This window comes from Streptomyces sp. TBY4, from assembly GCF_024213195.1.
Lineage (GTDB): Bacteria > Actinomycetota > Actinomycetes > Streptomycetales > Streptomycetaceae > Streptomyces.
Map to the genome: position 1 here is coordinate 444193 of NZ_JANAVF010000001.1, position 24439 is coordinate 468631.

At 73.4% G+C, this 24439-nt stretch carries 22 protein-coding genes; 10 read left to right on the plus strand and 12 right to left on the minus strand.

Annotated elements, in window-relative coordinates; genetic code table 11:
- Position 1: 1 nt before the first annotated feature.
- Positions 2–694 (minus strand): TetR/AcrR family transcriptional regulator, encoded by a 693-nt coding sequence (locus NLX94_RS02105; protein WP_254380799.1) that lies wholly within the window; start codon positions 692–694, stop codon positions 2–4.
- A gap of 155 nt (positions 695–849) precedes the next feature.
- On the opposite strand from NLX94_RS02105, the gene NLX94_RS02110 reads away from it, so the two are divergent.
- On the plus strand, positions 850–1791 hold the full coding sequence (locus tag NLX94_RS02110) for an SDR family oxidoreductase (protein WP_254380800.1): 942 nt from the start codon (positions 850–852) through the stop codon (positions 1789–1791).
- Positions 1792–1794: 3 nt separating this feature from the next.
- Here the strand turns inward: NLX94_RS02110 and NLX94_RS02115 are convergent, their stop codons facing one another.
- Together NLX94_RS02115 and NLX94_RS38775 are read right to left on the minus strand one after the other, a co-directional pair.
- Positions 1795–2211, minus strand: coding sequence for a PaaI family thioesterase (locus NLX94_RS02115; protein WP_243340155.1), 417 nt, complete (start codon positions 2209–2211; stop codon positions 1795–1797).
- Between the two features lie 64 nt (positions 2212–2275).
- Entirely contained in the window at positions 2276–4297 is a 2022-nt protein-coding gene (locus NLX94_RS38775; protein ID WP_302168631.1) for an NADPH-dependent 2,4-dienoyl-CoA reductase, read from the minus strand.
- A 187-nt stretch (positions 4298–4484) separates the two neighbouring features.
- Between NLX94_RS38775 and NLX94_RS02130 the strand changes: the two genes are divergently transcribed.
- Complete coding sequence (locus NLX94_RS02130; RefSeq protein ID WP_302168632.1) at positions 4485–5570, plus strand: Ig-like domain-containing protein; 1086 nt, start codon at positions 4485–4487, stop codon at positions 5568–5570.
- A gap of 41 nt (positions 5571–5611) precedes the next feature.
- Here NLX94_RS02130 and NLX94_RS02135 read toward each other — a convergent pair whose 3' ends face one another.
- Complete coding sequence (locus NLX94_RS02135; RefSeq protein WP_254380802.1) at positions 5612–6280, minus strand: DUF4328 domain-containing protein; 669 nt, start codon at positions 6278–6280, stop codon at positions 5612–5614.
- 350 nt (positions 6281–6630) lie between these two features.
- Here NLX94_RS02135 and NLX94_RS02140 point away from each other — a divergent pair, with 350 nt between their 5' ends.
- A complete protein-coding gene (locus tag NLX94_RS02140) occupies positions 6631–7722 on the plus strand; it encodes an ABC transporter ATP-binding protein (protein ID WP_254380803.1) in 1092 nt (363 codons plus the stop codon).
- A gap of 92 nt (positions 7723–7814) precedes the next feature.
- Here the strand turns inward: NLX94_RS02140 and NLX94_RS02145 are convergent, their stop codons facing one another.
- Positions 7815–8789: a universal stress protein gene (locus tag NLX94_RS02145; protein ID WP_254380804.1), complete on the minus strand. Its 975-nt coding sequence runs from the start codon at positions 8787–8789 to the stop codon at positions 7815–7817.
- 49 nt (positions 8790–8838) lie between these two features.
- A complete protein-coding gene (locus tag NLX94_RS02150; protein WP_254380805.1) occupies positions 8839–9195 on the minus strand; it encodes a hypothetical protein in 357 nt (118 codons plus the stop codon).
- A gap of 191 nt (positions 9196–9386) precedes the next feature.
- On the opposite strand from NLX94_RS02150, the gene NLX94_RS02155 reads away from it, so the two are divergent.
- A complete protein-coding gene (locus NLX94_RS02155; RefSeq protein ID WP_254380806.1) occupies positions 9387–9836 on the plus strand; it encodes a universal stress protein in 450 nt (149 codons plus the stop codon).
- 8 nt (positions 9837–9844) lie between these two features.
- On the opposite strand, the gene NLX94_RS02160 is transcribed toward NLX94_RS02155, so the two are convergent.
- Complete coding sequence (locus NLX94_RS02160; protein ID WP_254380807.1) at positions 9845–10825, minus strand: serine/threonine dehydratase; 981 nt, start codon at positions 10823–10825, stop codon at positions 9845–9847.
- 31 nt (positions 10826–10856) lie between these two features.
- Positions 10857–11501, minus strand: a complete 645-nt coding sequence (locus NLX94_RS02165; protein WP_254380808.1) for a TetR family transcriptional regulator — start codon at positions 11499–11501, stop codon at positions 10857–10859.
- A gap of 192 nt (positions 11502–11693) precedes the next feature.
- Between NLX94_RS02165 and NLX94_RS02170 the strand changes: the two genes are divergently transcribed.
- From NLX94_RS02170 to NLX94_RS02185, 4 genes are all read left to right on the plus strand, one after another.
- Positions 11694–13409 (plus strand): alpha-galactosidase, encoded by a 1716-nt coding sequence (locus tag NLX94_RS02170; protein ID WP_254380809.1) that lies wholly within the window; start codon positions 11694–11696, stop codon positions 13407–13409.
- A 119-nt stretch (positions 13410–13528) separates the two neighbouring features.
- A complete protein-coding gene (locus tag NLX94_RS02175; protein ID WP_254380810.1) occupies positions 13529–15856 on the plus strand; it encodes an alpha-N-acetylglucosaminidase in 2328 nt (775 codons plus the stop codon).
- A gap of 179 nt (positions 15857–16035) precedes the next feature.
- Positions 16036–16293, plus strand: a complete 258-nt coding sequence (locus NLX94_RS02180) for a hypothetical protein (RefSeq protein WP_254380811.1) — start codon at positions 16036–16038, stop codon at positions 16291–16293.
- An 80-nt stretch (positions 16294–16373) separates the two neighbouring features.
- Positions 16374–17963 (plus strand): molybdopterin-dependent oxidoreductase, encoded by a 1590-nt coding sequence (locus tag NLX94_RS02185; protein ID WP_254380812.1) that lies wholly within the window; start codon positions 16374–16376, stop codon positions 17961–17963.
- A 27-nt stretch (positions 17964–17990) separates the two neighbouring features.
- Here the strand turns inward: NLX94_RS02185 and NLX94_RS02190 are convergent, their stop codons facing one another.
- Both NLX94_RS02190 and NLX94_RS02195 read right to left on the minus strand, forming a co-directional pair.
- Positions 17991–18965 carry a DNA repair exonuclease gene (locus tag NLX94_RS02190; RefSeq protein ID WP_254380813.1) on the minus strand — a complete coding sequence of 325 codons (975 nt, stop codon included), beginning with the start codon at positions 18963–18965 and terminating at the stop codon, positions 17991–17993.
- Positions 18962–19864, minus strand: coding sequence for a hypothetical protein (locus NLX94_RS02195; RefSeq protein ID WP_254380814.1), 903 nt, complete (start codon positions 19862–19864; stop codon positions 18962–18964). Before NLX94_RS02195 ends, NLX94_RS02190 begins: the two co-directional genes overlap by 4 nt.
- A gap of 253 nt (positions 19865–20117) precedes the next feature.
- Here NLX94_RS02195 and NLX94_RS02200 point away from each other — a divergent pair, with 253 nt between their 5' ends.
- The gene (locus NLX94_RS02200; protein ID WP_254380815.1) at positions 20118–21188 is read left to right on the plus strand and encodes an alpha/beta hydrolase-fold protein; all 1071 of its coding nucleotides are present in this window, start codon (positions 20118–20120) and stop codon (positions 21186–21188) included.
- Here the strand turns inward: NLX94_RS02200 and NLX94_RS02205 are convergent.
- Positions 21165–22466: a cytochrome P450 gene (locus NLX94_RS02205; protein WP_254380816.1), complete on the minus strand. Its 1302-nt coding sequence runs from the start codon at positions 22464–22466 to the stop codon at positions 21165–21167. The genes NLX94_RS02200 and NLX94_RS02205 overlap by 24 nt on opposite strands.
- Before the next feature lie 144 nt (positions 22467–22610).
- Here NLX94_RS02205 and NLX94_RS02210 point away from each other — a divergent pair, with 144 nt between their 5' ends.
- On the plus strand, positions 22611–23534 hold the full coding sequence (locus NLX94_RS02210; protein WP_254380817.1) for an SDR family oxidoreductase: 924 nt from the start codon (positions 22611–22613) through the stop codon (positions 23532–23534).
- 21 nt (positions 23535–23555) lie between these two features.
- Here the strand turns inward: NLX94_RS02210 and NLX94_RS02215 are convergent, their stop codons facing one another.
- Positions 23556–24332, minus strand: coding sequence for a TetR/AcrR family transcriptional regulator (locus NLX94_RS02215; RefSeq protein ID WP_254380818.1), 777 nt, complete (start codon positions 24330–24332; stop codon positions 23556–23558).
- Positions 24333–24439 lie beyond the last annotated feature (107 nt).

Genomic DNA, 24439 nt, shown 5'->3' on the forward strand with positions numbered 1-24439 from the left:
CCTACCGGGCCGCCCGGGCCCCGCGCGCCAGCAGCCCGGACAGCAGGACCGCCAGCGTGTCGCGCAGGGTGTCGTCGAAGTCCAGGCGGAGGACCGCGAGCGAGGGGTCCGCCTCGTAGGCGGCGAGCATCGCGGCCGACGGGTGGGCGTGCGTCCACACGGCCCCGGTGACCATGATCGCGGCGGCGACGAAGCGGAAGGCGTCCGCCTCGCCCAGCTCCGGCAGGTGCGCGGCGATCCGCCCGGCCACGGCGGTGGCGGCCGCGACGGCGGCCCGCTTGTACCGGGCGGCGACCTGCGGGGAGACGTTGCGTTCCAGGACCGCGGCCTGGGCGCTGATGAGGTCGCACAGGACGGGGCGCTCGACGAGGGCCCGCGCGAGGGATGCCGCGATCCGGTCGGCCCGTTCGGCGGGCGGGGCGCCGTCGGCGGCTTCGGCGAGCACGCCGTCGAGCTCGGCGGTGAACTCGCGGAAGGCGTCGGCGAGCAGTTCCAGCAGGACGTCCTCGCGGGACTCGAAGTAGCGCAGCACGTTCGACTTGGCCAGCCCCGACCGCCGGCTGAGCTCGTTCAGGGTGACCTGGGCGACCGGCATTTCCGTGAGCATCTCGGCGGTCGCGTCGAGGATCGCGCGGCGGCGGGCGGCGCGCTGCTCCTCGCTGCGGGCGCGCTGGAAGTTCGTAGACGTGGACACGGTGACAGCTTACAGACCGGAGGAGATTTAGAGACCAGCGGTCTGTTGTTAAGAGACCGGCAGTCTGCTAGCTTCGGAGGAGGCGGTCAGACCGCCGGTCTCTTATATTCCCACCCCCCCTTCTCTCTTCCTCCCGCCGCCCCGAGGAGCACGCCATGTACACCGTCCCCGACCAGTCCGGAACGTTCGCCGTCGTTACCGGCTCCAACAGCGGTACGGGCAAGGAGGCGGCCCGCCGCCTCGCCGAGGCCGGAGCCCGCGTGGTGCTGGCCGTCCGCACCCCCGCCAAGGGGGAGCTGGCCCGCGCCGAGATCCTGGCCCGGCACCCCGGGGCACGGGTGGAGGTGCGCCGGATCGACCTGGCCGACCTCGCCTCGGTCGAGGCCTTCGCCGGGGAGGTGCTCGCCGACGGAACCCCGCTCGACCTGCTCGTCAACAACGCCGGGGTGATGGCCCCGCCGACCCGGATGACCACGGCAGACGGCTTCGAGCTCCAGTTCGGCAGCAACTTCCTCGGCCCGCTGGCCCTGACCGTCCGGCTGCTGCCCGCGCTGCTGGCGGCCCGCGCCCCGCGCGTGGCCACGATGAGCAGCGGCACCGCCAACTTCGGCCGGATCGACTTCACCGACCTGCAGTGGGAGCGGCGGCGCTACAACCCGATGCTCTCCTACGCGCAGTCGAAGCTGGCCGACCTGATGCTGGCCCGGCACCTGGCGGTCCTCGCCGCCGAGAACGACTGGCCGCTGCGCAGCACCGCCGCGCACCCCGGCTACACGAAAACCAATCTGCAGACCGCCGGAGCGAGCCTCGGCACCGGCCGGCCCTCGCTCGGGAACCGGATGATGTACGCGGTGGACTTCCTCCCGAAGCAGGAGGTCGGGCCCGGTACGGAACCCCTCCTCCAGGCCGCCACCAGCCCGGACGCGACGGCCGGCGGCTACTACGGTCCCGGGGGCAGGTTCGGCCTGGTCGGCCCGGGCAAGCAGGTCCGCATCACCCGCCGGGCCCTGGACCCCGCGGCCAACGCCCGCCTCTGGGCGCGGGCGGAGGAACTCACCGGCGTCGGCCGGGCCTCGGCCGTCACCGCGGCACGCTGACGGTCAGCCCAGGAGGGCGTAGACCGTCGAGGCCTTCGCGGCCGGTTCGCCGGCGCCCTCAGGGGTCATCGTGATGTCGGCGAAGGCCATCCGCTTGCCGAGTTTGGTGATCCGTACGTCGATCAGCACATCGGCGCCGACCACCGGCCGCTGGAAGCTGGTGGACTGCTGGACGGTGGTCATCGGGCCGTAGGCCCCGCGCGCGGCGGAGATCGCGATGACGGTGGCGGTGTCCGCGGCGGCCATCAGGGCCTGCCCGCTGAGGCCCCCGCCGTCGCGGGCGAGGGTGTCGGACCAGGGCAGCCGCAGGACGGCGTGCCGTTCGCCCGTCTCCTGGACGGTGAGTCCGAGGGCGAGCACCCAGGGGGCGAAGTTGTCGTGGAGGATCTTGTCCGCGTCTGCCGGTGTCAGCGTCGTCACCAGGTGATTGTGGCGGCCCGGGCCGGGCCGCCACAACACCCCCGCCACGCGCGAGTGGTGGGGTTCAGAGGGTGGCGGCCAGCTCCGTGCCCTGGCGGATGGCCCGCTTGGCGTCCAGCTCGGCGGCCACGTCGGCGCCGCCGATCAGGTGCGCCTCGATGCCGGCCGCGCGCAGGGCCTCGTACAGGTCGCGCCGCGGTTCCTGGCCGGTGCACAGGACCACCGTGTCGGCGGGTACGAGGCGCTGCTCGCCCTCCACCGTGATGTGCAGGCCCTCGGAGTCGATGCGGTCGTACGCGGCCCCCGCGACGGAGACGACACCGCGGTGCTTGAGCTCCGCCCGGTGGATCCACCCGGTGGTGGTGCCGAGCCCGGCGCCGACCTTGGTGGCCTTGCGCTGGAGCAGGTGCACCTGGCGCGGCGGGGCGGGCCGCTCGGGGGCGGTGAGGCCGCCGGGTCCGGTGTACGAGGTGTCCACGCCCCAGTGCCGGAAGTAGACCTCGGGGTCCTGGGAGGCGCCTTCGCCGCTGTCGGTGAGGAACTCGGCGACGTCGAAGCCGATACCGCCGGCGCCGAGGACGGCGACGCGCTGCCCGACGGGGGCGCCGTCGCGCAGGACGTCGAGGTAGCTGACGACGTTGGGGCCGTCGACGCCCTCGATGTCGGGGGTGCGGGGGGTGACTCCGGTGGCGACGACGACCTCGTCGTAGCCGCGCAGGGTCTCGACGTCGGCGCGGGTGTTCAGCCTGACCTCGACCGCGTGCTCGGCGAGCTGGGTGCCGTAGTAGCGGATGGTCTCCTCGAACTCCTCCTTGCCGGGGATGCGGCGGGCGATGTCGAGCTGGCCGCCGATGTGGCCGGAGGCCTCGTAGAGCGTGACGGCGTGGCCGCGTCCGGCCGCGGAGACGGCGCAGGCCAGGCCGGCCGGGCCGGCCCCGACGACGGCGACGCGCTTCTTCAACTGCGTCGGAGACAGGACGAGTTCCGTCTCGTTGCAGGCGCGCGGGTTGACCAGGCAGGTGGTGAGCCTGCCGCTGAAGGTGTGGTCCAGGCAGGCCTGGTTGCAGCCGATGCAGGTGTTGATGGTCTCGGAGCGGCCGGCGGCGGCCTTGGCGACGAAATCGGCGTCGGCGAGGAAGGGGCGGGCCAGGGAGACCAGGTCGGCGCGGCCGTCCGCGAGCAACTCCTCGGCGATTTCCGGGGTGTTGATGCGGTTGCTGGTGACGAGGGGGACGGAGACGGCGCCCATCAGCCGCTTGGTGACCCAGGTGTAGGCGCCGCGCGGGACGGAGGTGGCGATGGTGGGGATGCGGGCCTCGTGCCAGCCGATGCCGGTGTTGATGATGGTGGCTCCGGCCGCCTCCACCTCCTTGGCGAGGTGGACGACCTCGTCGAGGGTGGAGCCGCCGGGGATCAGGTCGAGCATCGAGAGGCGGTAGACGAGGATGAACTCCTCGCCGACGGCCGCGCGGGTGCGCCGGACGATCTCCAGCGGGAAGCGCACGCGGTTCTCGTAGGCCCCGCCCCAGCGGTCGGTGCGCTTGTTGGTGGCGGCGGCGATGAACTCGTTGACCAGGTAGCCCTCGGAGCCCATGATCTCGACGCCGTCGTAGCCGGCCAGCTTGGCGAGGCGGGCGGCGCGGACGAAGTCCTCGATGGTGCGCTCGACTTCGGCGTCCGTGAGGGCGTTCGGCACGAAGGGGCTGATCGGGGCCTGGAGGGCGCTGGGGGCGACCAGGTCCTTGTGGTAGGCGTAGCGGCCGAAGTGGAGGATCTGCATCGCGATCTTCCCGCCCTCGGCGTGCACCGCGTCGGTGATCACCCGGTGCTCGGCGGCCTCCTCCTCGGTGGTGAGGCGGGCGCCGCCCTCCATGGGCCGGCCGGCGTCGTTCGGGGCTATGCCGCCGGTGACGATCAGGCCGGCGCCGCCGCGGGCGCGCTCGGCGTAGAAGGCGGCGAGGCGCTCGAAGCCCCGCTCGTGCTCTTCGAGGCCGGTGTGCATGGACCCCATGATCACGCGGTTCGGCAGGGTGGTGAAGCCGAGGTCCAGGGGGCTCAGCAGGTGCGGGTACCGGCTCTGGCTCATGGGGGCGCCTCCTCGCGCGGGGGTGATGAACCTGTTCTAGCTGAGCGGGCGCTTATTATGCAACTAGGTGCACAACCGAGTGCGGAACCCCGCGGCCCGGAGATCCGGGGATTCCCGGGACCAAGGGCCCTCCCGGCCGGGACCTGTGGCGCAGTTCACGGCCCGGGCCGTCGCCAACGATGGGGGGATGCCCGCATTCCCCACCACCGCCCTCCGGGCCGCCCTGGCCGCAGCCGCGACGACGGTGCTGCTCGCCGGCTGCGGCGTCACCGAGTCCGACACCGACCGCATCGGCCGCAAGGCCGCGCAGGGAGCCGCGGACCCCGTCGACGCCGTGGACGCCGCGGACACGGCCGGCTCCGCGCCGAAGGCCGCGCCCGCACCCACCTCCACGGTCGCGGCCGCGACCGACCCCACCCGCTCCCCCGCGCCCGAGGCCCAGCTCCTGCGGAACCCGGCCCGCCAGGTGCGCCCGGCGATCGCTCCCGCCCACGGCGCGACGGTCGGCATCGGCCAGCCCGTCTCGCTGGTCTTCAAGGGCCAGAAGGTGGACCCGGCGCTCCGGGCCGGCATCGAGGGCCGGGTGGCGCTGAAGACCTCCACCGGGGTCGTCGGCGCCTGGCACTGGGCGGAGGCCAAGGGGGACACGTACCTCCACTTCCGGCCCCGGGAGTACTGGCCGGCGGGTACCGAGGTGACCCTGGACGCCAAGCTCGCGGGAGTGAAGCTGGACGCCCGCACCGCCGCCACCGGGGACCGGAAGCTGACCTTCAAGGTGGGCCCCGCGATGGTCAGCAAGGTGGACCTCGCCGCGCACACCCTCACCCTGCTCCAGGACGGCACGCCCCTGCGGACCATCCCGGTCAGCGGCGGCGAGGAGCGGTTCAAGACCCGCGAGGGGATCAAGACGATCCTCAGCAAGGACGGCACGGTGCTGATGGACTCCCTGACCATCGGCATTCCGCGCACCAGCCCGGACGGGTTCTACGGCCGGTACGAGTGGAGCATGCGCGAGACGGTCAGCGGCGAGTACGTCCACGCGGCCCCCGACAACGCGGAGTCCTTCGGCAGGGCCAACGTCAGCCACGGCTGCATCGGCATGTCGGCGGCCGACGCGAAGTGGCTGTACGAACGGTCCAGCGTCGGCGACGTCATCGAGGTGACGGGCACGACCGGCAAGCCCATGGACCGCTTCGGCAACGGCTACGGCGACTGGAACCTGAGCTGGGACGAATGGCTGCGGGGCAGCACCCTGGGCGCCTTCAAGGCCTGAGCCCTCAAGCGCCGCGCCCCGCCGCGCCACGGAATGGACCCTCAGGCGGCCGACTGCAGGGCCGACAGGCGGCGCACGAAGAGGACGGCCAGCACCGCCGCCCCGGCGTAGAGCAGGTCCGAAGCCGCGCCGAGCAGGACGGCGTTGCCCACCTCCTCGTCGCTGGTGGCCCTGCGGGCGAACCAGCCCGCGCCACCGGAAGCCAGCATCGCCGCACCGAACGCCCCGATCCAGGCGAACACGGGGGCGGGCGAGGCCGTCGCGGCTCGGCCCGGCAGTCGCGACGCGCTGGCCGCCCACACCTTCGCGGCGATCAGGCCGGGCAGGACGGTCCAGCCCACGACCGGGATGAACCAGACCCCGATCGCCCAGCCGGCCCCGCTCCGGAACGCCCCCGGCGCGTACACCGCGGCGTTCACCCGGACCCGGTGGAACCAGACGATGAACACCACCGCCGTGGGGATCATGACCAGCAGGTCCAGGCTCACCGCCATGGAGAGCAGCGTCCCCGAGTGGCCCGGCCCCACCGGCTCCGTGTACACGTCCAGCCACGCGTACCGGTTGACCCCGGCGGCAGCGGCGAGCAGTCGGGTCACGGCGCACAAGCCGAGCAGCACGGTCAGCGCGGTGCCCAGCCCCTTCGGCGAGCGGAGCGACGAGCGTGCCGGGGGCATCCCGAGCGGAGGCAGTTTTGCCGTACCAGCGGACATGACGAGGGAACCCCCAGGAATACGCGATTGCGCGTCGGCCTGCGAAGTCCCGCCGACCGGGGCGGGAAAGCGAAACCTACGCCACGGAATGCAGGGTGACCAAAGTCCCGGGCGACGGGCGCCGTACGTCCCGAATTGCGGCGGGGAAGTGGGAGGCGGAGGGAATTCCACTCCACCTCGACCGGAGAAAGTTGACTTCCCGCAGCGCATGAATGAAAAATTCCACTAATGCGGTTTATCAACGCACTTCCCACTGATACGCCGCATACCGCACAGCTCCGCCACTCCTGCCGACCCCGCCCACACGGATCGCCCGGCACGTACCGCCGGTGAAAGAGGGATTGACAGCCATGGCTGAGATCACGTTCCACCAGACGAGCCTCACCTACCCCGGCGCCGACCGCCCCACGGTCGAATCGCTGGACCTCGACATCGCCGACGGCGAGTTCCTCGTCCTCGTCGGCCCCTCGGGCTGCGGCAAGTCCACCACCCTGCGGATGCTGGCCGGCCTCGAGGAGGTCACGTCCGGCTCGATCTCCATCGGCGGCCGCGACGTCACGCACCTGCCGCCCAAGGACCGGGACATCTCGATGGTGTTCCAGAACTACGCGCTCTACCCCCACATGACGGTCGCCCAGAACATGGGCTTCGCCCTGAAGATCGCCAAGGTGGAGAAGGAGACCATCCGCAAGAAGGTCGAGGAGGCGGCGAAGATCCTCGACCTCACCGCGTACCTCGACCGCAAGCCGAAGGCCCTCTCCGGAGGCCAGCGCCAGCGCGTGGCCATGGGCCGGGCGATCGTCCGCGAACCGCAGGCCTTCCTGATGGACGAGCCGCTGTCCAACCTGGACGCCAAGCTCCGCGTCCAGACCCGCGCGGAGATCGCGAACCTCCAGCGCCGCCTGGGCACCACCACCGTCTACGTCACCCACGACCAGGTCGAGGCCATGACGATGGGCGACCGCGTCGCGGTCCTCGCGGACGGCATCCTCCAGCAGTGCGACTCCCCGCGCACCATGTACGACCGGCCGGCGAACAAGTTCGTGGCCGGCTTCATCGGCTCCCCCGCCATGAACCTGCTGAGCCTGCCCCTGCACGAGGACGGCATCCGCTTCGGCGGCTCCACGCTCCGGATCAGCCGCGCGGCCCGCGAGGCGGCCGGCGGCAACGCCGTCACCCTGGGCATCCGTCCGGAGCACCTGGACTTCCATGCCGCCCACAGCGACAAGGGCCTGCCCGTCACCTTCTACTCGGTGGAGGAGCTCGGCGCGGACGGCTTCGCGTACGGCAACCTCGACCTGGGCGGCGGTGACACCCAGCCCCTGACCGTACGGACGTACGGCCGCGAGGAGGGCCTGCGCGGCAAGACGGTCCGCGTCATCCCGCGCCAGGAGGACATCCACCTCTTCCACGCGGCCACGGGCGAACGCCTCCCCGACTGAGCCGGCGCCCCGCGCACGGCACCGGAAGGCCCCGGACCGGATGATCACCGGTCCGGGGCCTTCCCCGCGCCTACGGGTTTCCCACCCGCGCCCTACGCGCGTACGGGAACCACCGCCACCGGGCACAGGCCGTGCAGCAGTACCGCGTTGGAGACCGAGCCCATCAGCAGGGAGTCGGCCCGCAGGCGGCGGCGGTGGCGGCCGACCACGATGAGGTCGGCCCGCTGGGAGGCGGTGACCAGGCGGCCCGCCGGGTCGCCCGGGGCGACGACCGCTTCGACGGTGACGTCGGGGTAGTGCCGGGTCAGGTACGGCTGGAGGCGGGTGCGCTGGTTCTCGGCGAGTTCCCGGGCCGCTTCGGTGGCCTCGCCGCCGACGGTGCCCGGCGGGTAGCCGCCGCCGCGTTCGGCGACGAGGGCGCCGACCAGGGTGAGCGAGGTCAGCGGCACCAGGTGCGTGGAGACGACCTGGAGCACCGCGCTCCGGCGGCGGGCCTCCGCGAAGGCGAAGTCGACGACGTCCTCGGAGGTCTCGTCGGGGGCCAGGCCGAGCACGATCCTGCGTTCGCCGTCCGGGGCCCCGGCGCCGGTCCCCTCCGTGACGAGCCGCGCGCTGTGCGGGACGACCACGACCGGGCAGGGCGACTGGGCCGCGCACACCCGGCTGTTGGAGCCGAGGAGCAGGCTGGCGAAGCCGCCGAGTCCGCGCGAGCCCATGACCAGGAGCTGTGCTCCCGCCGCGAGTTCGACCAGGGTCGCGGAGGGGGTTCCGTCGCGGGAGACGTAGGTGACGGGCGGCAGGTCCTCCCGCCCGGCGAGCCGCTCCCGTACGAGGTCCAGGACCGGATCGGTGTCCCCGCCGGGGGGCGGTACGAGCGCCTCCCCCAGGGCGTGGACCCGCGAGGCCTCCGGCCGTACGTGGGCCACGTAGAGCGCCGCTCCGCGTGCGCGGGCGGCGCCGAGGGCCCAGTCCAGGGTCCTCAGGCTGTGTTCCGAGCCGTCCACCGCGGCGAGGACCGGGCCGGTGGGGGCGGCGCTGGCGGGGGTGGGGGACGAGTTGGTCTGCATGCCTCCACCTTCCGGCGGGGCAGGTCCCTGCGGGCAGGGACCGAAGGCCCTACTTCATGCGGTAGTCGGCCTTCTCGGCGAGCTTGCCGTCCTTGTAGCAGAAACGCAGCACGGTGTCGCCGTTCCCGGAGTCGGACAGGTACCAGGAGCACTGGCTGCCGTCCGGTACCGCGGGGCCGCCGTCCTTGAGGGCCGAGGTGACGAAGCTTTCGCCGGACGGGAGTTTGGCGCGCACGTCGGCCTCGGAGTCCCCGACGCTGACGGCCTCGTAGACCTTGTGGTCGACGAGGGTCTTGTCGGCCACGTCCATGACCTTGCCCACGCCGAACAGCAGCGCCACGAGCAGTCCGATCCCCAGCACCCCGGCCACCGCACAGCCGATCAGACATCCATTGCGTCGCGCCACGTCGCACTCCTCGTTCCTCTGTCGTCCGCCGGACGGCTCCCGTCCGTCCTCCCGACTCTCGCAAGCGGGGACGGCTGGTGCTGTTCTCCAAAGTCGCGGGTCCGCGCAACGATCGTCGTTCGAGGTCGGACCGGGTGCGGCGTGTATACAGGGATGAGAACGATCATTCGGACTAAACGTGAGGAACCACCGTGAGCCAGAACACCGAGCCCCTGATCGTCGTCGGCGTGGACGGTTCGAACCACTCGAAGCAGGCCCTGCGGTGGGCCGTGGCCCAGGCGAAGGCCATCGGCGGGCGCGTGCACGCCGTGATGAGCTGGGAGTGGAACACGAACCCCTTCGCCGTCAGCGCGGCCGAGCAGTCCGAGCTGGTCCACGCCGAGGACGCGGCCCGGCAGAAGCTCGCCGACACCGTGGCGGAGGCGGTCGGCACCTCGCCGGGCGTCCCGGTCTTCCGCCGGGTGGAGCAGGGCTCGCCCGCGCAGGTGCTGGTGGAGGCTTCGAAGGAGGCGGAGCTGACGGTCGTCGGCACCCGCGGCTACGGGGGCGTCAAGGGCGCGCTGCTGGGCTCGGTGAGCCAGCAGGTGGTGCAGTACGCCGCCAGCTCGGTCGTCGTGGTGCGCGAGAACGCCTCCGCCTGAGCGGCCCCTCAGGACGGCCCGGCGGCCAGGTCCGACGGGTCGGTGTTGGCCCCGCACAGCACCACGGCGACCCGTTCCCCGAGCGGCCCCGGCGCGGTGCGTACGGCCGCCAGGGCGGTGGCCGCGCCGGCTTCGACCACGATGCGGTGCTCGTCCCAGAGCGCGCGCCGGGCGGCGGTGATCGCCGCGTCCGGGACCAGGACGGACACGGCGTTGGGTGCCCGTACGGCGGCCAGCGCGTCGGCGGAGACCCGGGTGGCTCCGAGGGAGTCGGAGGCCACCGAGTCCACCGGGACGTCCACCGGCCGGCCGGCTTGGAGGGCCGCGTTCAGGGCCCGGCAGTTCTCCGGCTCGGCCGCGACGACCCGTACGCCGTGTTCCCGCGCGGCGGTCGCGATGCCCGCGAACAGCCCGCCCCCGCCGACCGCGACGACCACCGTGTCCAGGCCCGGCAGGGCGGCGCGGATCTCGTCGAGGAGGGTTCCGGCGCCCGCGGCGATGAGCGGGTGGTCGTACGCGTGGCTGCTCAGCGCCCCGCTGCCGGCCGCGAACTCCCGGCAGGCGGCGAGCGCTTGTGCGTACCGGTCGCCGACGAGCCGTACGTCGGCCCCGTACCCGCGCAGCCGTTCCACCTTCACGCGCGGGGCCGTGGCCGGCAGGAACACGGTGGCGGGCACCCCCTCGGCGCGGGCCGCCCAGGCGCAGGCGAGCCCGGCGTTGCCGCCGGAGGCGATGGTGACCCCGGCGTCGGGGAGGGTGCCGGCGGCCCGGTGGGCGGCGAGGAAGTTGCGGGCGCCGCGCGCCTTGAAGGACCCGGTGTGCTGGAGGTACTCCAGGGCGTACGAGATCCCCGCGCCGGCCGGTATCACCGTGACGGGCCGCACGGCCCCGGCGATCCGGCCGGCGGCGGCGCGCACGGCGCCGTAGTCGAGGGGCACCGCGTCGAGCTGCACCGCGTCGAACTGCACTGCGTCGAGCTGCTGTTCCATGGACCCGTACTCCTGTCGTTCGGACGTCTCGTCAGGCTCCGGCGGGCCGGTTCGCCTCGATCAGCTGGCGCAGGGCGCCGTAGTACACCTCGTGGTCGGTCAGCGCGGGCAGTACGTCGGCCAGCCCGGCCGAGAGCACCGGGAACTCGGCGGGGTCGAGCGCGGCCAGCGCCCCGCGCGAGGCGGCGGTGGCGGCGGCCGGGTCCCGGTGGTCGACGAAGGCCGCGCTACCCAGGGTCAGCAGGTACATCCGCCGGTACGCGGTCATCGCCCCGGCGGGGGTCATCCCGGCGGCCACGCTGTCGGCGAGCGCCGGTTCCACGAGCCGGGCGAGCAGCTGCCGGCCGAGCCAGGGGCGGCCGCCGCGCAGGATCATCAGCCCGGGGTGGGCCGCGAGGAGCCGGTAGAGGGCGGTGAACCGCTGCTCGGCGGCTTCGGCCCAGCCCACCGCGGCCGGGATCTCGGGCAGCTGGGCGGCGAGGTGCTCGGTGCAGAGGTCGAGCAGTCCGGCGAGGTCGGTGCACCGGCGCTGGACGGTGGCGTGCGAGACGTCGAGCCGCTCGGCGAGGGCGCGGAAGCTGAGCGCGGCGGGGCCCTCCTCGTCGAGGAGCCGCAGGGCGGCGGCGGCGATCGTCGCGGGCGTGGCGCGGTCGAGGGCGGCTGATCTTCTCGGCATGGGATACAGCGTATCAGCCGCTGTAACAGCCAGTGTAAGGAACTCCGTACCGTACGGCGTATCAACCCTTTCGTGCGTGCTCGACTACACCCATATTGCTGGTCATTGCTCCATAACCCGCGACTTATGTTGACAGCGGGTAGTCACACCGCTGCACTGAGCCCTCGACAGCCCCCACGTCAAGGAGACTCCGTGCCGCCTCGCCTGCGTGCGTCGCTCCCCTGTCTGACAGCGGCCGCCCTGCTCACCCTCGCGCTCTGTCCCGCCCCGGCGGCGGCCGAGCCCACCGCGACCTCGGACACCCCGCTCGCGCTCACCCCGCCCATGGGCTGGAACAACTGGGCGCACTACATGTGCGACATCGACGAGGCCAAGGTCGTGGCGAACGCGGACGCGCTCGTGGCCACCGGGCTGGCCGCCAAGGGCTACGACACCGTCACCATCGACGACTGCTGGATGACCAAGAGCCGCGACGCGGACGGGAACCTGGTCGTCGACACCGAGAAGTTCCCGCACGGCATGGCCTGGCTCGGCGAGTACCTGCACACCAGGAAGCTGAAGTTCGGCATCTACCAGGACGCCGGTTCCCTGACCTGCGAGCGCTACCCCGGCAGCGGCTCCCCCGTCGGCGGCGGCCCCGACCACTACGCCCGCGACGCCCGGCAGTTCGCCTCCTGGAAGGTGGACTACGTCAAGATGGACGGCTGCAACCTCTGGGTGCCCGAGGGAAAGACCAAGGAACAGGCCTACCGCGACGCCTACAACGCCGTCGCGAAGGCGCTGCGCGACAGTGGCCGTGACATGGTGCTCTCCGCCTCGGCGCCCGCCTACTTCCAGCAGGGCGAGTGGGGCGGATCCGACTGGCACAAGGTGATCGACTGGGTCGGCGAGACCGGCCAGCTGTGGCGCGAGGGCAAGGACATCAAGGTCTACAACCCCGCCTCCCCGGCCACCTCCCGCTGGAGCTCGGTCATGGGCAACTACGGCTACAACCGCTGGCTGCACCGGTACGCCGGTCCCGGCAACTGGAACGACCCCGACTTCCTGATCGCGGGCGCCCCCGGGCTCACCGCGGCGGAGAGCCGCAGCCAGGTCGGCCTGTGGGCCATGATGGCCGCGCCGTTCATCCTGTCCTCCCAGGTCTCCGAGCTCACCCCGGAGGGGCTCGCCGCCCTGGGCAACGCCGACCTGATCGCGCTCGACCAGGACCCGATGGGCCGCCAGGGCGCGGTGGTCTCCTCGAACGCCACCTTCGACATCCTGGTGCGGCCGCTGGCCAACGGGGACCGCGCGGTCGCGGTGCTCAACCGCTCCGGCGCCGCCCGCGACATCCGCGTACCGCTCGACGAGCTCGGGCTGGACTCCTGCACCGTCGAGGCGAAGGACCTGTGGAGCGGTGAAACCCGGGAGCTGTCCGACGCGTTGACCGGAACGCTCGCCGCGCACGACACGGGCGTCTGGCGGCTCACCCCGCACACCGGCTGCGCCGAGGCCGTGCCCGTCGGGCAGATCGCCGGCCGGGGCTCCGGCACGAGCGCCGCCTGCGCCGACGGGGCGAACACCACCGGTGTCGGCGCCGTCGTGATGGCCGCCTGTACCGGCGCACCCGACCAGCGCTGGACCGTGGGCCGGGACGGAAGCCTGCGCCAGGCCGGCGCCTGCCTGTCGGCGGGCGAGGAGGGCCTCGTGGAGCTGGCCGACTGCTCGGACGGCCGGCGGCGCCACGAGGCGGGCCAGAACTGGACGCCGCGCCGCGACGGGTCCCTGGTCGAGGACGCGAGCGGACTGTGCCTGACGGCGCCCGCCCCCGCGGCGGCCCCCGTGGAACCGGGCACCCCCGCCGAGCGGCTGCGGCTGACGCCCTGCGGCGACCACCAGGTCGACCAGGCGTGGGCCCTGCCGGTCTGACGGCCCGCCCCATGGGGAAGCAGACGAGGCATCAGACGAGGAAGCAACCACCCACCGAGCCGAGCGGGCCGGCCGCAGCGCCGGGGCCATCCGAGCCGACGAAAACGAGGACGACGCGCATGCCGGTCCCCCTCCCACCCCGCGGCCGGGCCGCCCGGCGGGCGCGCCGCTGGGTCGCCCTGGCCGCGCTGCCCGCGGCCCTGCTCACCCTGACCGCCGCCGGGGCGGCCCCCGGCGCGGCGGCGCCCGCTCCCGGGGCGACGGCACCCGCCGCCGTGTCCCCCGCCCCGGCCCCCGCGCGGGCCGGGGCGGGATCCGCCGCGACTCCGTCGGCGCCCCGGCCGCGGGTCTTCGACCCCGCCCCCGCGCGGGCCTCCCTGCGGCGGCTGCTGCCGCGCCACGCGGGGCAGTTCACGCTGGTGCCCGACGCCGGGACCGGGCCCGACACCTTCACCGTGTCCGGCACGGCCGGCGCGATCACCGTCCGGGGTTCCACGGGCGCCACCCTGCTCACCGGGGTCGGCTGGTACCTCCAGCACATCGCCGGCGCCGACATCGGATGGCCCGGAGACAGCATCGGCCTGCTGCCCGCACAGCTGCCCGCGGTGCCCTCCCCGGTCACCCGCAGCGCGCACGTGGCGCACCGGTACGCGCTGAACGACACCGACGACGGGTACTCCGGCCCGTACCGCACCTTCGAGGAGCACCAGCGGCAGATCGACCTGCTCGCGCTGCACGGCATCAACGAGGTGTTCGTCCAGGTCGGCGCCGAGTACCCGTACTACCGGGCGCTCCAGCGGTTCGGCTACACCGCCGAGGAGCTGCGGGAGTGGATCCCCGGTCCCGGCCACCAGAGCTGGTGGCTGCTGCAGAACCTGAGCGGCTTCGGCGGTCCGGTGTCCGAAGAACTGATGCGCGGGCGGGCCGAGTTGGGCGGAAAGATCGCCGAACAGCTGCGCGGCCTCGGCATGACCCCGGTCCTGCCGGGCTACTTCGGGACGGTGCCGCCGGCCTTCGCCGGGCGCAACCCCGGCGCGATCACGGTCCCGCAGGGCGACTGGGCGGGCTTCGACCGGCCCGACTGGCTGGACCCGGTCTCGCCGCCCTTCGCCGAACTGGCCGCGGCGTACTACGCCGAGCAGCGGGCGGTGTTCGGGGACAGCACGATGTACCGGATGAGCCCGCTGCACGAGGGCGGCCAGACCGGTTCGGTGGACGTGAAGGCGGCCGCCGGGGCCGTGCAGAAGGCCCTGTGGGCGGCGCATCCGGGTGCGCTGTGGGCGGTGCTGGGCTGGCAGGACGATCCGACCAAGGAGCTGCTGGCCGGGGTGGACGCCTCGAAGCTGCTGATCCTGGACGGGCTCTCCGACCGGTACAACCGGCTGGACCGCGAGACCCGCTGGGGCGGGACCTCGTATGCCATCGGCTCGATCTACAACTTCGGCGGGCACACCACGATCGGCGCCAACACCTCGGTGTGGATCGACCGGTTCCAGGCCTGGCGCGCCAAGCCCGACAGCGCGCTGTCCGGCATCGCCTACCTGCCCGAGGCCACCGGGACCAACCCGGCGGCCTTCGACCTCTTCACCGACCTGGCGTGGGAGCCCGGCCCGGTCGACCAGCGGAAGTGGTTCGCCGACTTCGCGGCCCGCCGGTACGGTGCACCGGACGCCGGGGCCGCCGCGGCCTGGGAGGAGCTGCGCACGGGCCCGTACAGCACCTCCTCGGGGCTGTGGTCGGAGTCCCAGGACAGCCTGTTCACCGCCCGGCCGAGCCTGACGGCGGTGGGGTCGGCCTACTGGAGCCCCAAGGCGATGCGCTACCAGGCGGGTTCGGTGCGCCGGGCCCTGGACCACCTGCTCAAGGTGGACCCCCGGCTCCGCGGCTCCAGCGCCTACCGCTTCGACCTGGTGGACACCGCCCGGCAGGCCCTCGCCAACCACTCGCGGGTCCTGCTGCCCCGGATCAAGGCGGCCTACGAGGCCCAGGACCTGGCCCTGTTCCGCGAGCTGACCGCCGACTGGGCGGAACGGGAACGGCAGTTGGACGCACTCGTCGGCTCCGATCCGAACTTCCTGCTCGGCTCGTGGCTGTCGGCGGCCCGCTCGCACGGCGCGGACGAGGCCGAGCAGGACCGGTACGAGTACGACGCCCGCTCCATCCTCAGCGTGTGGGGGCGGCAGAGCACCAGCGAGGGCGGCTTCCTGCACGACTACGCGAACCGCGAATGGAGCGGCCTGATCAGCGAGTTGTACGCCCGCCGCTGGTCCTCCTACTTCGCCTCGCTGGAGGAGGCGCTGGTACGGCGCGCCGCCCCGAGGGCCATCGACTGGCACGCCTTCGAGGACGACTGGGCCCGGCTCACCACCCGCCACCCGGTGCGGCCGAGCGGGGACCCGTATGTCCTTGCGACCGCCGTCGCCGCCACCCTTCCCCAGGCCAACTGACCGGCGCTGCGGGGAGGATCACCACCCGCCCGGGGGACATCCGGGCCGACCGTCCGGCGCTCTAGCGCGGCACCGGGTTCACTGAAGGACACTGCCGGAAACGGATCAGGGGCGGTCGCCGGAGCCATCCTCCGGTGACCGCCCTTTCCGACGCCGCCATCGCCGGAAGGACGCCCGTCATGTCCGAGACCCACCCGCACCGCACCTCGGCGACCCTGGAGCTGCTGACGCTCCTCACCGGCGGGGCCGCCGCGCCGGGCGACCGGTTACCGCCTCCGGCGGACCGGGAGCAGCAGCTGCGGTACCGCTCCGATCTGCGGGCGCGGCTCACCGACGGGATCGTGGAACTGCGCAAGCGCCGCCAGATCTCCGTCCACCGGCCGGCGGGCCCGCCGGCCCCGGCGGAGCCGGATCGGTCCGGGCACCCGCTCGCCTGAGGCGCGGACCCCCGGGGCGGAGGCACCCTGGTACCTGGGGGGATCCATCCCATCGAGCGGGGCGGGCGGTGATCCTCCACATGACCCGCGAGAACCGCACGAAGCGCGGGCCGGGCCGGTCCGCGCTCGGCGCCGTCGGCGGACTGCTCGCCGCCTTCGCCGGGCTCGCCCTGGCCCAGCTGGCCGCGGCGGCCGTCCGGCCCGAGGCGGCCCCGCTCACCGCCGTCGGCGGGGCCGTGGTCGACCGCACCCCGGCCGCCGTCAAGGAGTGGGCGATCCGCCGGTTCGGTACGGACGACAAGCTGGTCCTGACCCTGGGCATCTGCGTCGTGCTGGCCGTCGTGGCGATCGGCGTCGGGCTGCTCGCCGTCCGCCGCCCGGCCGCGGGCACGGCCCTCGCGGCCGCCTTCGGGGTGTTCGGCGCGGCGGCCGCGGTCAGCCGGCCGGAAGCCGGCGGGCAGGACGCGCTGCCCTCGCTGCTGGCCGGGTGCACGGCGGCCGGGGTGCTGTACCTGCTGGTCAGAGCCATCCCGCGGCCCCGTCCGCGGCCCTCCGGAGCCGGCCCGCCGCCCGGGGCCCTGGACCGGCGCGGTTTCGGCCGGCTCGCCGTCGCCGCCCTGGCCCTCTCGGCCGCGGCCGGGTACGCGGGGCGGCGGCTCGGCGCCTTCGGGGACGCGGGCGCCACGGCCTCGCGGGCCGGGCTCGTCCTGCCGCCGCCCGCCGTTCCGGCGCCGCCGGTACCGGCCGGGGCGGAGCTGCGGATCCCCGGGATCACCCGCTTCATCACCCCCAACCGGGACTTCTACCGGGTGGACACCGCGCTGGTGGTCCCGCGCGTGGACGCGGACGGCTGGCGGCTGCTCATCCACGGGGACGGGGTCTCCAGACCCCTCGACCTCGGCCTGCGCGACCTGCTCGCCCGCCCCCTGGTCGAGCACGACGCCACCCTCACCTGCGTGTCGAACGAGGTCGGCGGCCCCTACGCGGGCAATGCCCGCTGGCTCGGCGTACGCCTCGCCGACCTGCTCCGTGAGGCGGGGGTGCGCCCGCCCTCGCAGGGCGGCCCCGCCGACCAGCTCGTGGCGCGCTCGGTGGACGGGATGACCCTCGGCACCCCCGTCGAGGCCGTGATGGACGGCCGGGAGGCGCTGCTCGCCGTGGGGATGAACGGCGAGCCGCTCCCCTTCCGGCACGGCTTCCCCGTCCGGATGATCGTGCCGGGCCTGTACGGGTACGTCTCCGCCTGCAAGTGGCTGCGCGAACTGCGGCTGACGACCTTCGCGGCGTACGACGCGTACTGGGTCCGCCGCTCCTGGGCGCAGCAGGCCCCGGTCAAGACCCAGTCGCGGATCGACACCCCGCGGCCCTTCGCCGAGCCGGCGGCGGGCCGGGTGGCCGTCGCCGGGGTGGCGTGGGCGCAGCACCGGGGCATCGCACGGGTGGAGGTACGGGTGGACGCGGGCCCGTGGCACGAGGCCCGGCTCGGCGCCTGCGACGGGGACGACACCTGGCGCCAGTGGGTGTGGCTGTGGGAGGCGGCTCCGGGCGGGCACACCCTGGAGGTCCGCGCCACGGACCGCACCGGCGCGGTGCAGACGGGGGAACTCACCGGAACCCTCCCCGACGGGGCCACCGGCCGGCACAGGGTGACGGTCCGGGTCCGGGGCTAGGCCGGGTCCGGACGCCGGGTCCGGGCGTCAGCAAGCGATGGCGGACTGCCCCTCCGCCGGGCACACCATGGCGGCCGGGCCGGCCAGGGCGCGGGCCTCGTGGAGGAGGCCCGGCGGGGTGGCGGCGCTGAGGGTCCAGACGACGGCGCCGCCCCCGGGCGGATCCGGGACGCTCGCGAGCCGGGCCTTCAGGTCGGCCTCGGCGGTCTCCCGGTCCGGGAGGTGGAGCGGCTCGTAGCGCACCGGGGCGGTGTCCACCGGGCGGATCCGGACCGCTCCGGGCCCGTCGACCAGCAGCTCGGTGAAACCGCGGCCGCCAGCCTCTGCGGGGCCGCGGGCGTGCGTGTTGCCCGGGTAGGCGGCCGAGGTGCCGGGGACCGGGTCCAGCCGGTGGTGGACGTGGCCCAGCGCCCAGTGGTCGTATCCGGCGCGGGCCAGCGTCCGCGGGTCGGCCGGCGCGCAGATCCGGCGGCTCCAGGCACCGTGCAGGCTGGTGTGCAGCAGCCCTATGTTGACGGCCCCGGGTATCGGGCGCGGGAAGCCGGCCGCGAGGTCGCGCCGCTCGTCCGGGTCCCCCACCGACTGGCCGTGGACGGTGATGCCCAGGTCGGGCCAGATCACCGACTCGGGGGCGTCGGCGCCGAGCCAGCGCGCCGAGGGCGGGAGGTTCACCTTGTGCGGCAGGGGCGTCTCGGCGTCGTGGTTGCCCGAGACCACCACGGTGGGCAGGCCCGCCTCGTGGAAGGCGGAGAGCGCGTCCTGGCAGGCGGCCAGCGCCCGGGCGTCGCAGTGGCGGCGGTCGAAGACGTCCCCGGCGATGAGCACCGCGTCGTAGCCGCCCCCGACGATCCGGTCCACGGCCGCGCGCAGGGCCTCGTACGGGGCTTCGCGCGGGTCTATCGCGGGGGCCCCGGGGTAGTCCGCCAGTCCGCGCAGGGTGGAGCCCATGTGCAGGTCGGCCAGGTGGGCCACGCGTATCGGCGCGGCCTGGGAGGTGTTCACCGGCCGAGGATGAGGTCGGTCTTGAAGGCGTCCCGCTCCAGCAGCCAGCCCTCGGCGCGGAGCTTGCCCATCAGGTCGGAACGCAGCTCGACCGCGTCCCGCAGGGTGCGGCCCTTCGCCGTGATCTCGGCGAACCAGGCCAGCTCGCCGGAGGCGGTCCGCAGCCGGCTGACTTGCGTCTCCATCGCGTGATCGAGCATCCGGCCAGGGTAGTTGGCCTGTCTTACGGGACCGTGGAGTCGGGATGAAGCTGCGACCGACTCCGCCCAACCAGCAGGTTTCGCACCCCACTTGGCGAGCTTTCCGGGGAGGCGGTCCAGGACGAGGGCGCGGGAGGCGTCGAGGCCGGGCAGTTCGCCGGGCGCCAGGTCCGGGACCGGGCGGCACTTCTTGTTGGTGAAGTCGAGGGTGGCGCGGGTGTGGCTGAGGTTGACCTGGACGGAGTAATTGCCGTCACCCGCACAGAAGTTGTGGCCGGAGGCCCGGTCCATCACGCGCCGCACCTCGACCGGGTCCGTACCGTCGCCCTCGATGTCGAAGCGGGCCTTGTAGGCGAGGCGGATCCGGTTCTCGTCGTCGTGGCGCCGGATGCGGACGATCCAGCCCTGACCGTTCAGGCTGCACCCGGCGTCGTCCATGTACTGGGCGACCTCGACGCGGCCGGGCGCGCCGAGCGACAGCGCGGCGGCCGCCGCGGCCGTGGGCAGGCCGTCGGCGTCGAGCACCCGGTCCGGATCGACCAGCAGCTTGACCTGGTAGCCCGCGCGCGCCGGAGCCACCGGCGACCTCCGGGTGCGCATCCCGGAGCGGATCCGCCGGCCGGCCGGTTTCGGCGCGTTCTGCGCCTTCTGCGCGTTCTGCAGGTTCTGCGCGTTCTGTGTTTTCTGCGTGTTCCGCATATCCCCGTCGATCATGCCTCATACGGCACCAGCCCGCCCGAAAGCCCCGGAACCGCGCAGGTGAACAGGCGGTGAATGTACCGCAGGACCGAAGTCCTGACCTGTAAGGTCTCGCGGCCCCCCGCTTCGGGGGCTTCGCCGCACGTTCACGAGACACCATGCGCGCCGCCCCTCCCCCGGGCGGTGCGCATCGTAGATTTGGCGTAATGTCCGGAATTCTCCATCATTCCGTCGTACGTCAGGAGCCGGCGCAGTGGAGCTGACCAGTACGTCGTTCCTCGTCACGCTGATCGTCGTCACCGGACTCGCGATGCTCGCCGCGCTGCTCCTGTGGAACCGGATCCCCGGCCCCGGCTGGGTGCGCTGGCCGGCCCGGCTGCTGATGATCGGCCTGTGCCAGCTCACCGCCATCTGCGTGGTGGCCACCTGGATCAACGGGAGCTACGGCCTCTACTCCTCCTGGGACGACCTGCTGGGCACCGATGCCGGGCAGAACGACTCCGCCATGACCGGGCCGCCACTGGGGCGGGCCAAGTTCACCCCGGGGGGCGACGGCACCCGCAGCACGTACTTCCGCGGCTCCCACTCGAAGCTGGCCGGCCAGGTGATCGTGTGGACTCCCCCGGAGTACGACGCACCGGGCGCGGAGAAGACCCGGTTCCCGGTGCTGATGCTGCTGCACGGCTATCCGGGCTCGCCCCGCTCCTGGATCGACATCGGCGACATGCCCGGCGCGCTGGAGCAGCTGGTCCAGCTGGGTGCGGCGCACCCCTTCATCCTGGTGATCCCCGAGGTGGCCCCGGGAGGGGTGGACACCGACTGCACCAACACCCCGCAGCGCAAGGTGGCCGACTGGCTCGCAGAGGACGTGCCCGACCTGGTCTCCAGGAACTTCCGCACCCTCCCCGAGCCCAAGGGCTGGGGGCTGATGGGCATCTCCACCGGGGCCTTCTGCGCGGCGAAGCTGCCGCTCCAGTACCCGAAGGCGTTCCGGGCGGGCGCGGCCCTGGACCCCGATCCGCTGACGGGAGACCCGGACGTGCTCCCGGATCCGGTGCTGCGCGAGCGCAACAGCCCGATGTGGCTGGTCACGCACACGAAGGACACCGACATCGGGCTGTTCCTGGCCACCTCCGCGCAGGACAAGGACAGCCCGCCGCAGCAGCTGACCGAGTTCGCGGAGGCGGCCAAGAACTCCGGGGTCCGGGTCAAGACGCTGGTGCGCCCTCAGGGCGGGCACAACTTCCAGACCTGGATCGCGATGTACCCCGACGCCCTGGGGTGGCTGAGCACGGAGATCTCACCGCCGGCCGAAGCCCCGTAGGCGGACCGGCAGCGCCTCCACGCTGTTGCCTATGAAGCTGCGCTGGTGCGGGAGTTCGGCCTCGGGGACGGCCAGGTCCAGGTCCGGGAAGCGGGTGAAGAGGGCTTCCAGGGCGATGGTGGCCTCCAGCCGGGCGAGCGGGGCCCCGACGCAGTAGTGGGCTCCGTGTCCGAAGGAGAGGCTGCGGGCCGCGGTGGGGCGGGTCAGGTCGAAGCGGTCGGCGTCAGGGCCGTGGAAGGCCTCGTCGCGGCCGGCCGCCGTGTACCCCGCGAGGACCGGGGTGCCCTGCGGGATCACGGTCCCGCCGATCGCCAGATCGCGGGTCGGGTAGCGGAAGGGGAACCAGCTGACCGGGCCGTCGAAGCGCAGGGTCTCGTCGACCACGTCCGACCAGGTGGCTTTCCCGTCCAGCACCAGCGCGAGCTGGTCGCGGTGGGTGCACAGGGCGCGTACAGCGTTGCTGATCAGGTTGAGCGTGGTCTCGTGGCCCGCGACCAGCATCAGCCGCATGGTGCCGGTGAGTTCGGCCTCGCTCAGCCGGTCGCCGTCGCCGTCCCGGGCGGCGATCAGCGCACTCGTCAGGTCCTCACCGGGGTCGGCCCTTCGGGTGGCGGCGATGGTGCCGATCAGTTCGACGAGTTCGCGCGCGGCCGCCATGACCTCGGCCGGGGTGGTGTCGGTGGCGATGATGACGGTGTTCGACAACTCGTGCAGCCGCCCCCGGTGTTCGGGGTCCACGCCGAGGAGCTCGCAGATCACGCTCATCGGGAGCGGGAGCGCGAGGTGCGTGCGCAGGTCCGCCACCCCGTCCGGGGATTGCTCCGCCGCCCGCTCCAGGTCGCCCAGCAGCCCGGCCGTCAGCTCCTCGATGCGGGGGCGCAGCCGCTCCACCTGGCGGACGGTGAAGGCGTTGCCCACCAGGGAGCGCAGCCGGCGGTGGTCGGCGTCGTCGGCGGTGTGCATGCCCTGGGCGTTGGCGAAGACGCGCAGCGGCCAGTCCGGGGCGATGGTGCCGTCGTGCAGGCCGGGGAAGTGCCGGGCGTCCTTGGCCACATCGGGGTGGGCGAGGAACTCCTTCAGCTCCTCGTGGCCGAGGACGACCGCCCCAAGAACACCACCGGGGAGCACCACCTCGGCCACGGGTCCCCGGGCACGCAGCCGGGCGTTGAGGGCGTGCGGGCAGCCGCCCGCGGGGTCGATGACGTGCGGGGGCACTGCCGCGGACGGGAGCGTGGACGGGGGTGTCGGCTCGGATGCCTGCGCGGGGTCGGTGGACAAGCCTGTCTCCTGACAATACGAACGGATCTCGGCCAACAGTGCGGCCTCGGGGGCCGGTTGTTCAAGGCCGCACCCGCCCCGGCTCACGAATCCGCAGGCGCGCCGCACGGCCCCGCCGCGCCCGGGCGTCGTAGGGTCGCGGTCATGGCGGAGGCGGAGCGGAATCTCGAAGGCAAGGTGGCCCTGGTCGCCGGAGCGACCCGTGGCGCGGGCAGGGGCATCGCGGTCGAGCTGGGGGCACGGGGCGCGACGGTGTACGTGAGCGGGCGCAGTACGCGGGGCCGGCGCTCCGAGTACGACCGGCCCGAGACCATCGAGGAGACCGCCGAGCTGGTCACGGCGGCGGGCGGCCGGGGAATCGCGGTGGTGGCCGACCACTTGGTGCCCGAACAGGTCGAGGCCCTCGTCGGGCGGATCGACGCGGAGCAGGGCCGGCTCGACGTGCTGGTGAACGACATCTGGGGCGGCGAGCGGCTCTTCGAGTGGGACAGCACGGTCTGGGAACACGACCTGGACAAGGGGCTGCGGCTGCTCCGGCTGGCCGTGGAGACCCATGCGGTGACCAGCCATTACGCGCTGCCCCTGCTGCTGCGCGAGCCGGGCGGGCTGGTGGTGGAGATGACGGACGGCACGGCGGAGTACAACGCGGGCCGCTACCGGGTCTCCTTCTTCTACGACATCGCCAAGTCGGCGGTGCTGCGCATGGCGTTCGCACTCGGACACGAGGTGGGCCCGCGCGGAGCGACGGCGGTGGCGCTGACCCCGGGCTGGCTCCGGTCGGAGATGATGCTCGACGCCTTCGGCGTCACCGAGGCGAACTGGCGGGACGCGCTGGCGAAGGTCCCGCACTTCGGCATCTCGGAGACCCCGCTCTACGTCGGCCGCGCGGTCGCGGCCCTGGCCGCCGACCCGGAACTGTCCCGCTGGAACGGGCAGTCGCTCTCCAGCGGGCAGCTCGCGCAGGTCTACGGCTTCACGGACGTGGACGGCAGCCGGCCGGACGCCTGGCGGTACATGGTCGAGGTGCAGGACCCGGACCTCCCGGCGAACCCCACCGGCTACCGGTAGGGCAGCGCAGGGCAGGGCCCGTCAGTCCCGCTCCCGCTCCAGCAGCCGGGCGATCCCGTCGAGGACGCAGCGGAGCCCGAAGTCCCACACGGTCTCGGGGCTGTACCCGCCGACCGCGCTGCCGACCCGCCCGGCCAGGGGGTAGCGCTCCGGGTCCATGGCCCGTTCCAGGAGCGGGGCGCTCAGCTCCCACCACTCCTGGTCGCTCTGGCGGGCGTTGTGCGCGGCGGTGTCGGCGGCGGCCAGGGCCTGCGCGTGGACGAAGCCGAGGAGGTGGTTCAGGGCCGCGTCCATCTCCACGTCGCTCAGGCCGATGCCCTCGAAGGCCGCGAGCTCGTGCTCGTACTTGCCGATCACACCCGGCCCCAGCGGGGGGCGGGTGACGGACAGCTCGGCGGTCCACGGGTGCCGCAGGAACAGCGCGCGGTTGTCCTCCGCGACCCGGGTGACCTTCCCCCGCCAGGACCCGTCCGGTCCCGGCTCGCCGCGCTCCATGGCCAGGTACGCGGAGTCCAGCATCAGGTCGAGCAGCTCGGCCTTGCCGGGGACGTAGGTGTAGAGGGTCATGGGGGTGACCCCCAGCCGCTGGGCCAGCGCCCGCATCGTCAGCGCGGCCAGCCCCGGCCGGCCCTCGCGCCCGGCCTCGTCCGCGAGCGCGATCGCGCCGTCGACGACGGCGTCGACCGTCAGCCCCTGCCGGGGTCCGCGCCGCCCGCTGGGCGCTCCCTGCCCCGGCTCCCGCCACAGCAGTTCCAACGTACGGACGGGGTCGCCCGCACCGCTCCGGTCCGTGGTCACTTCCGACCCCTTTCCGCCGCCTTCCGGCAGCCGCTCATATAACTTTCTACACCGTACAGAATACTATGTATAATAAAACTCGAGCCCAGGACATCCAGAGCTTCCCG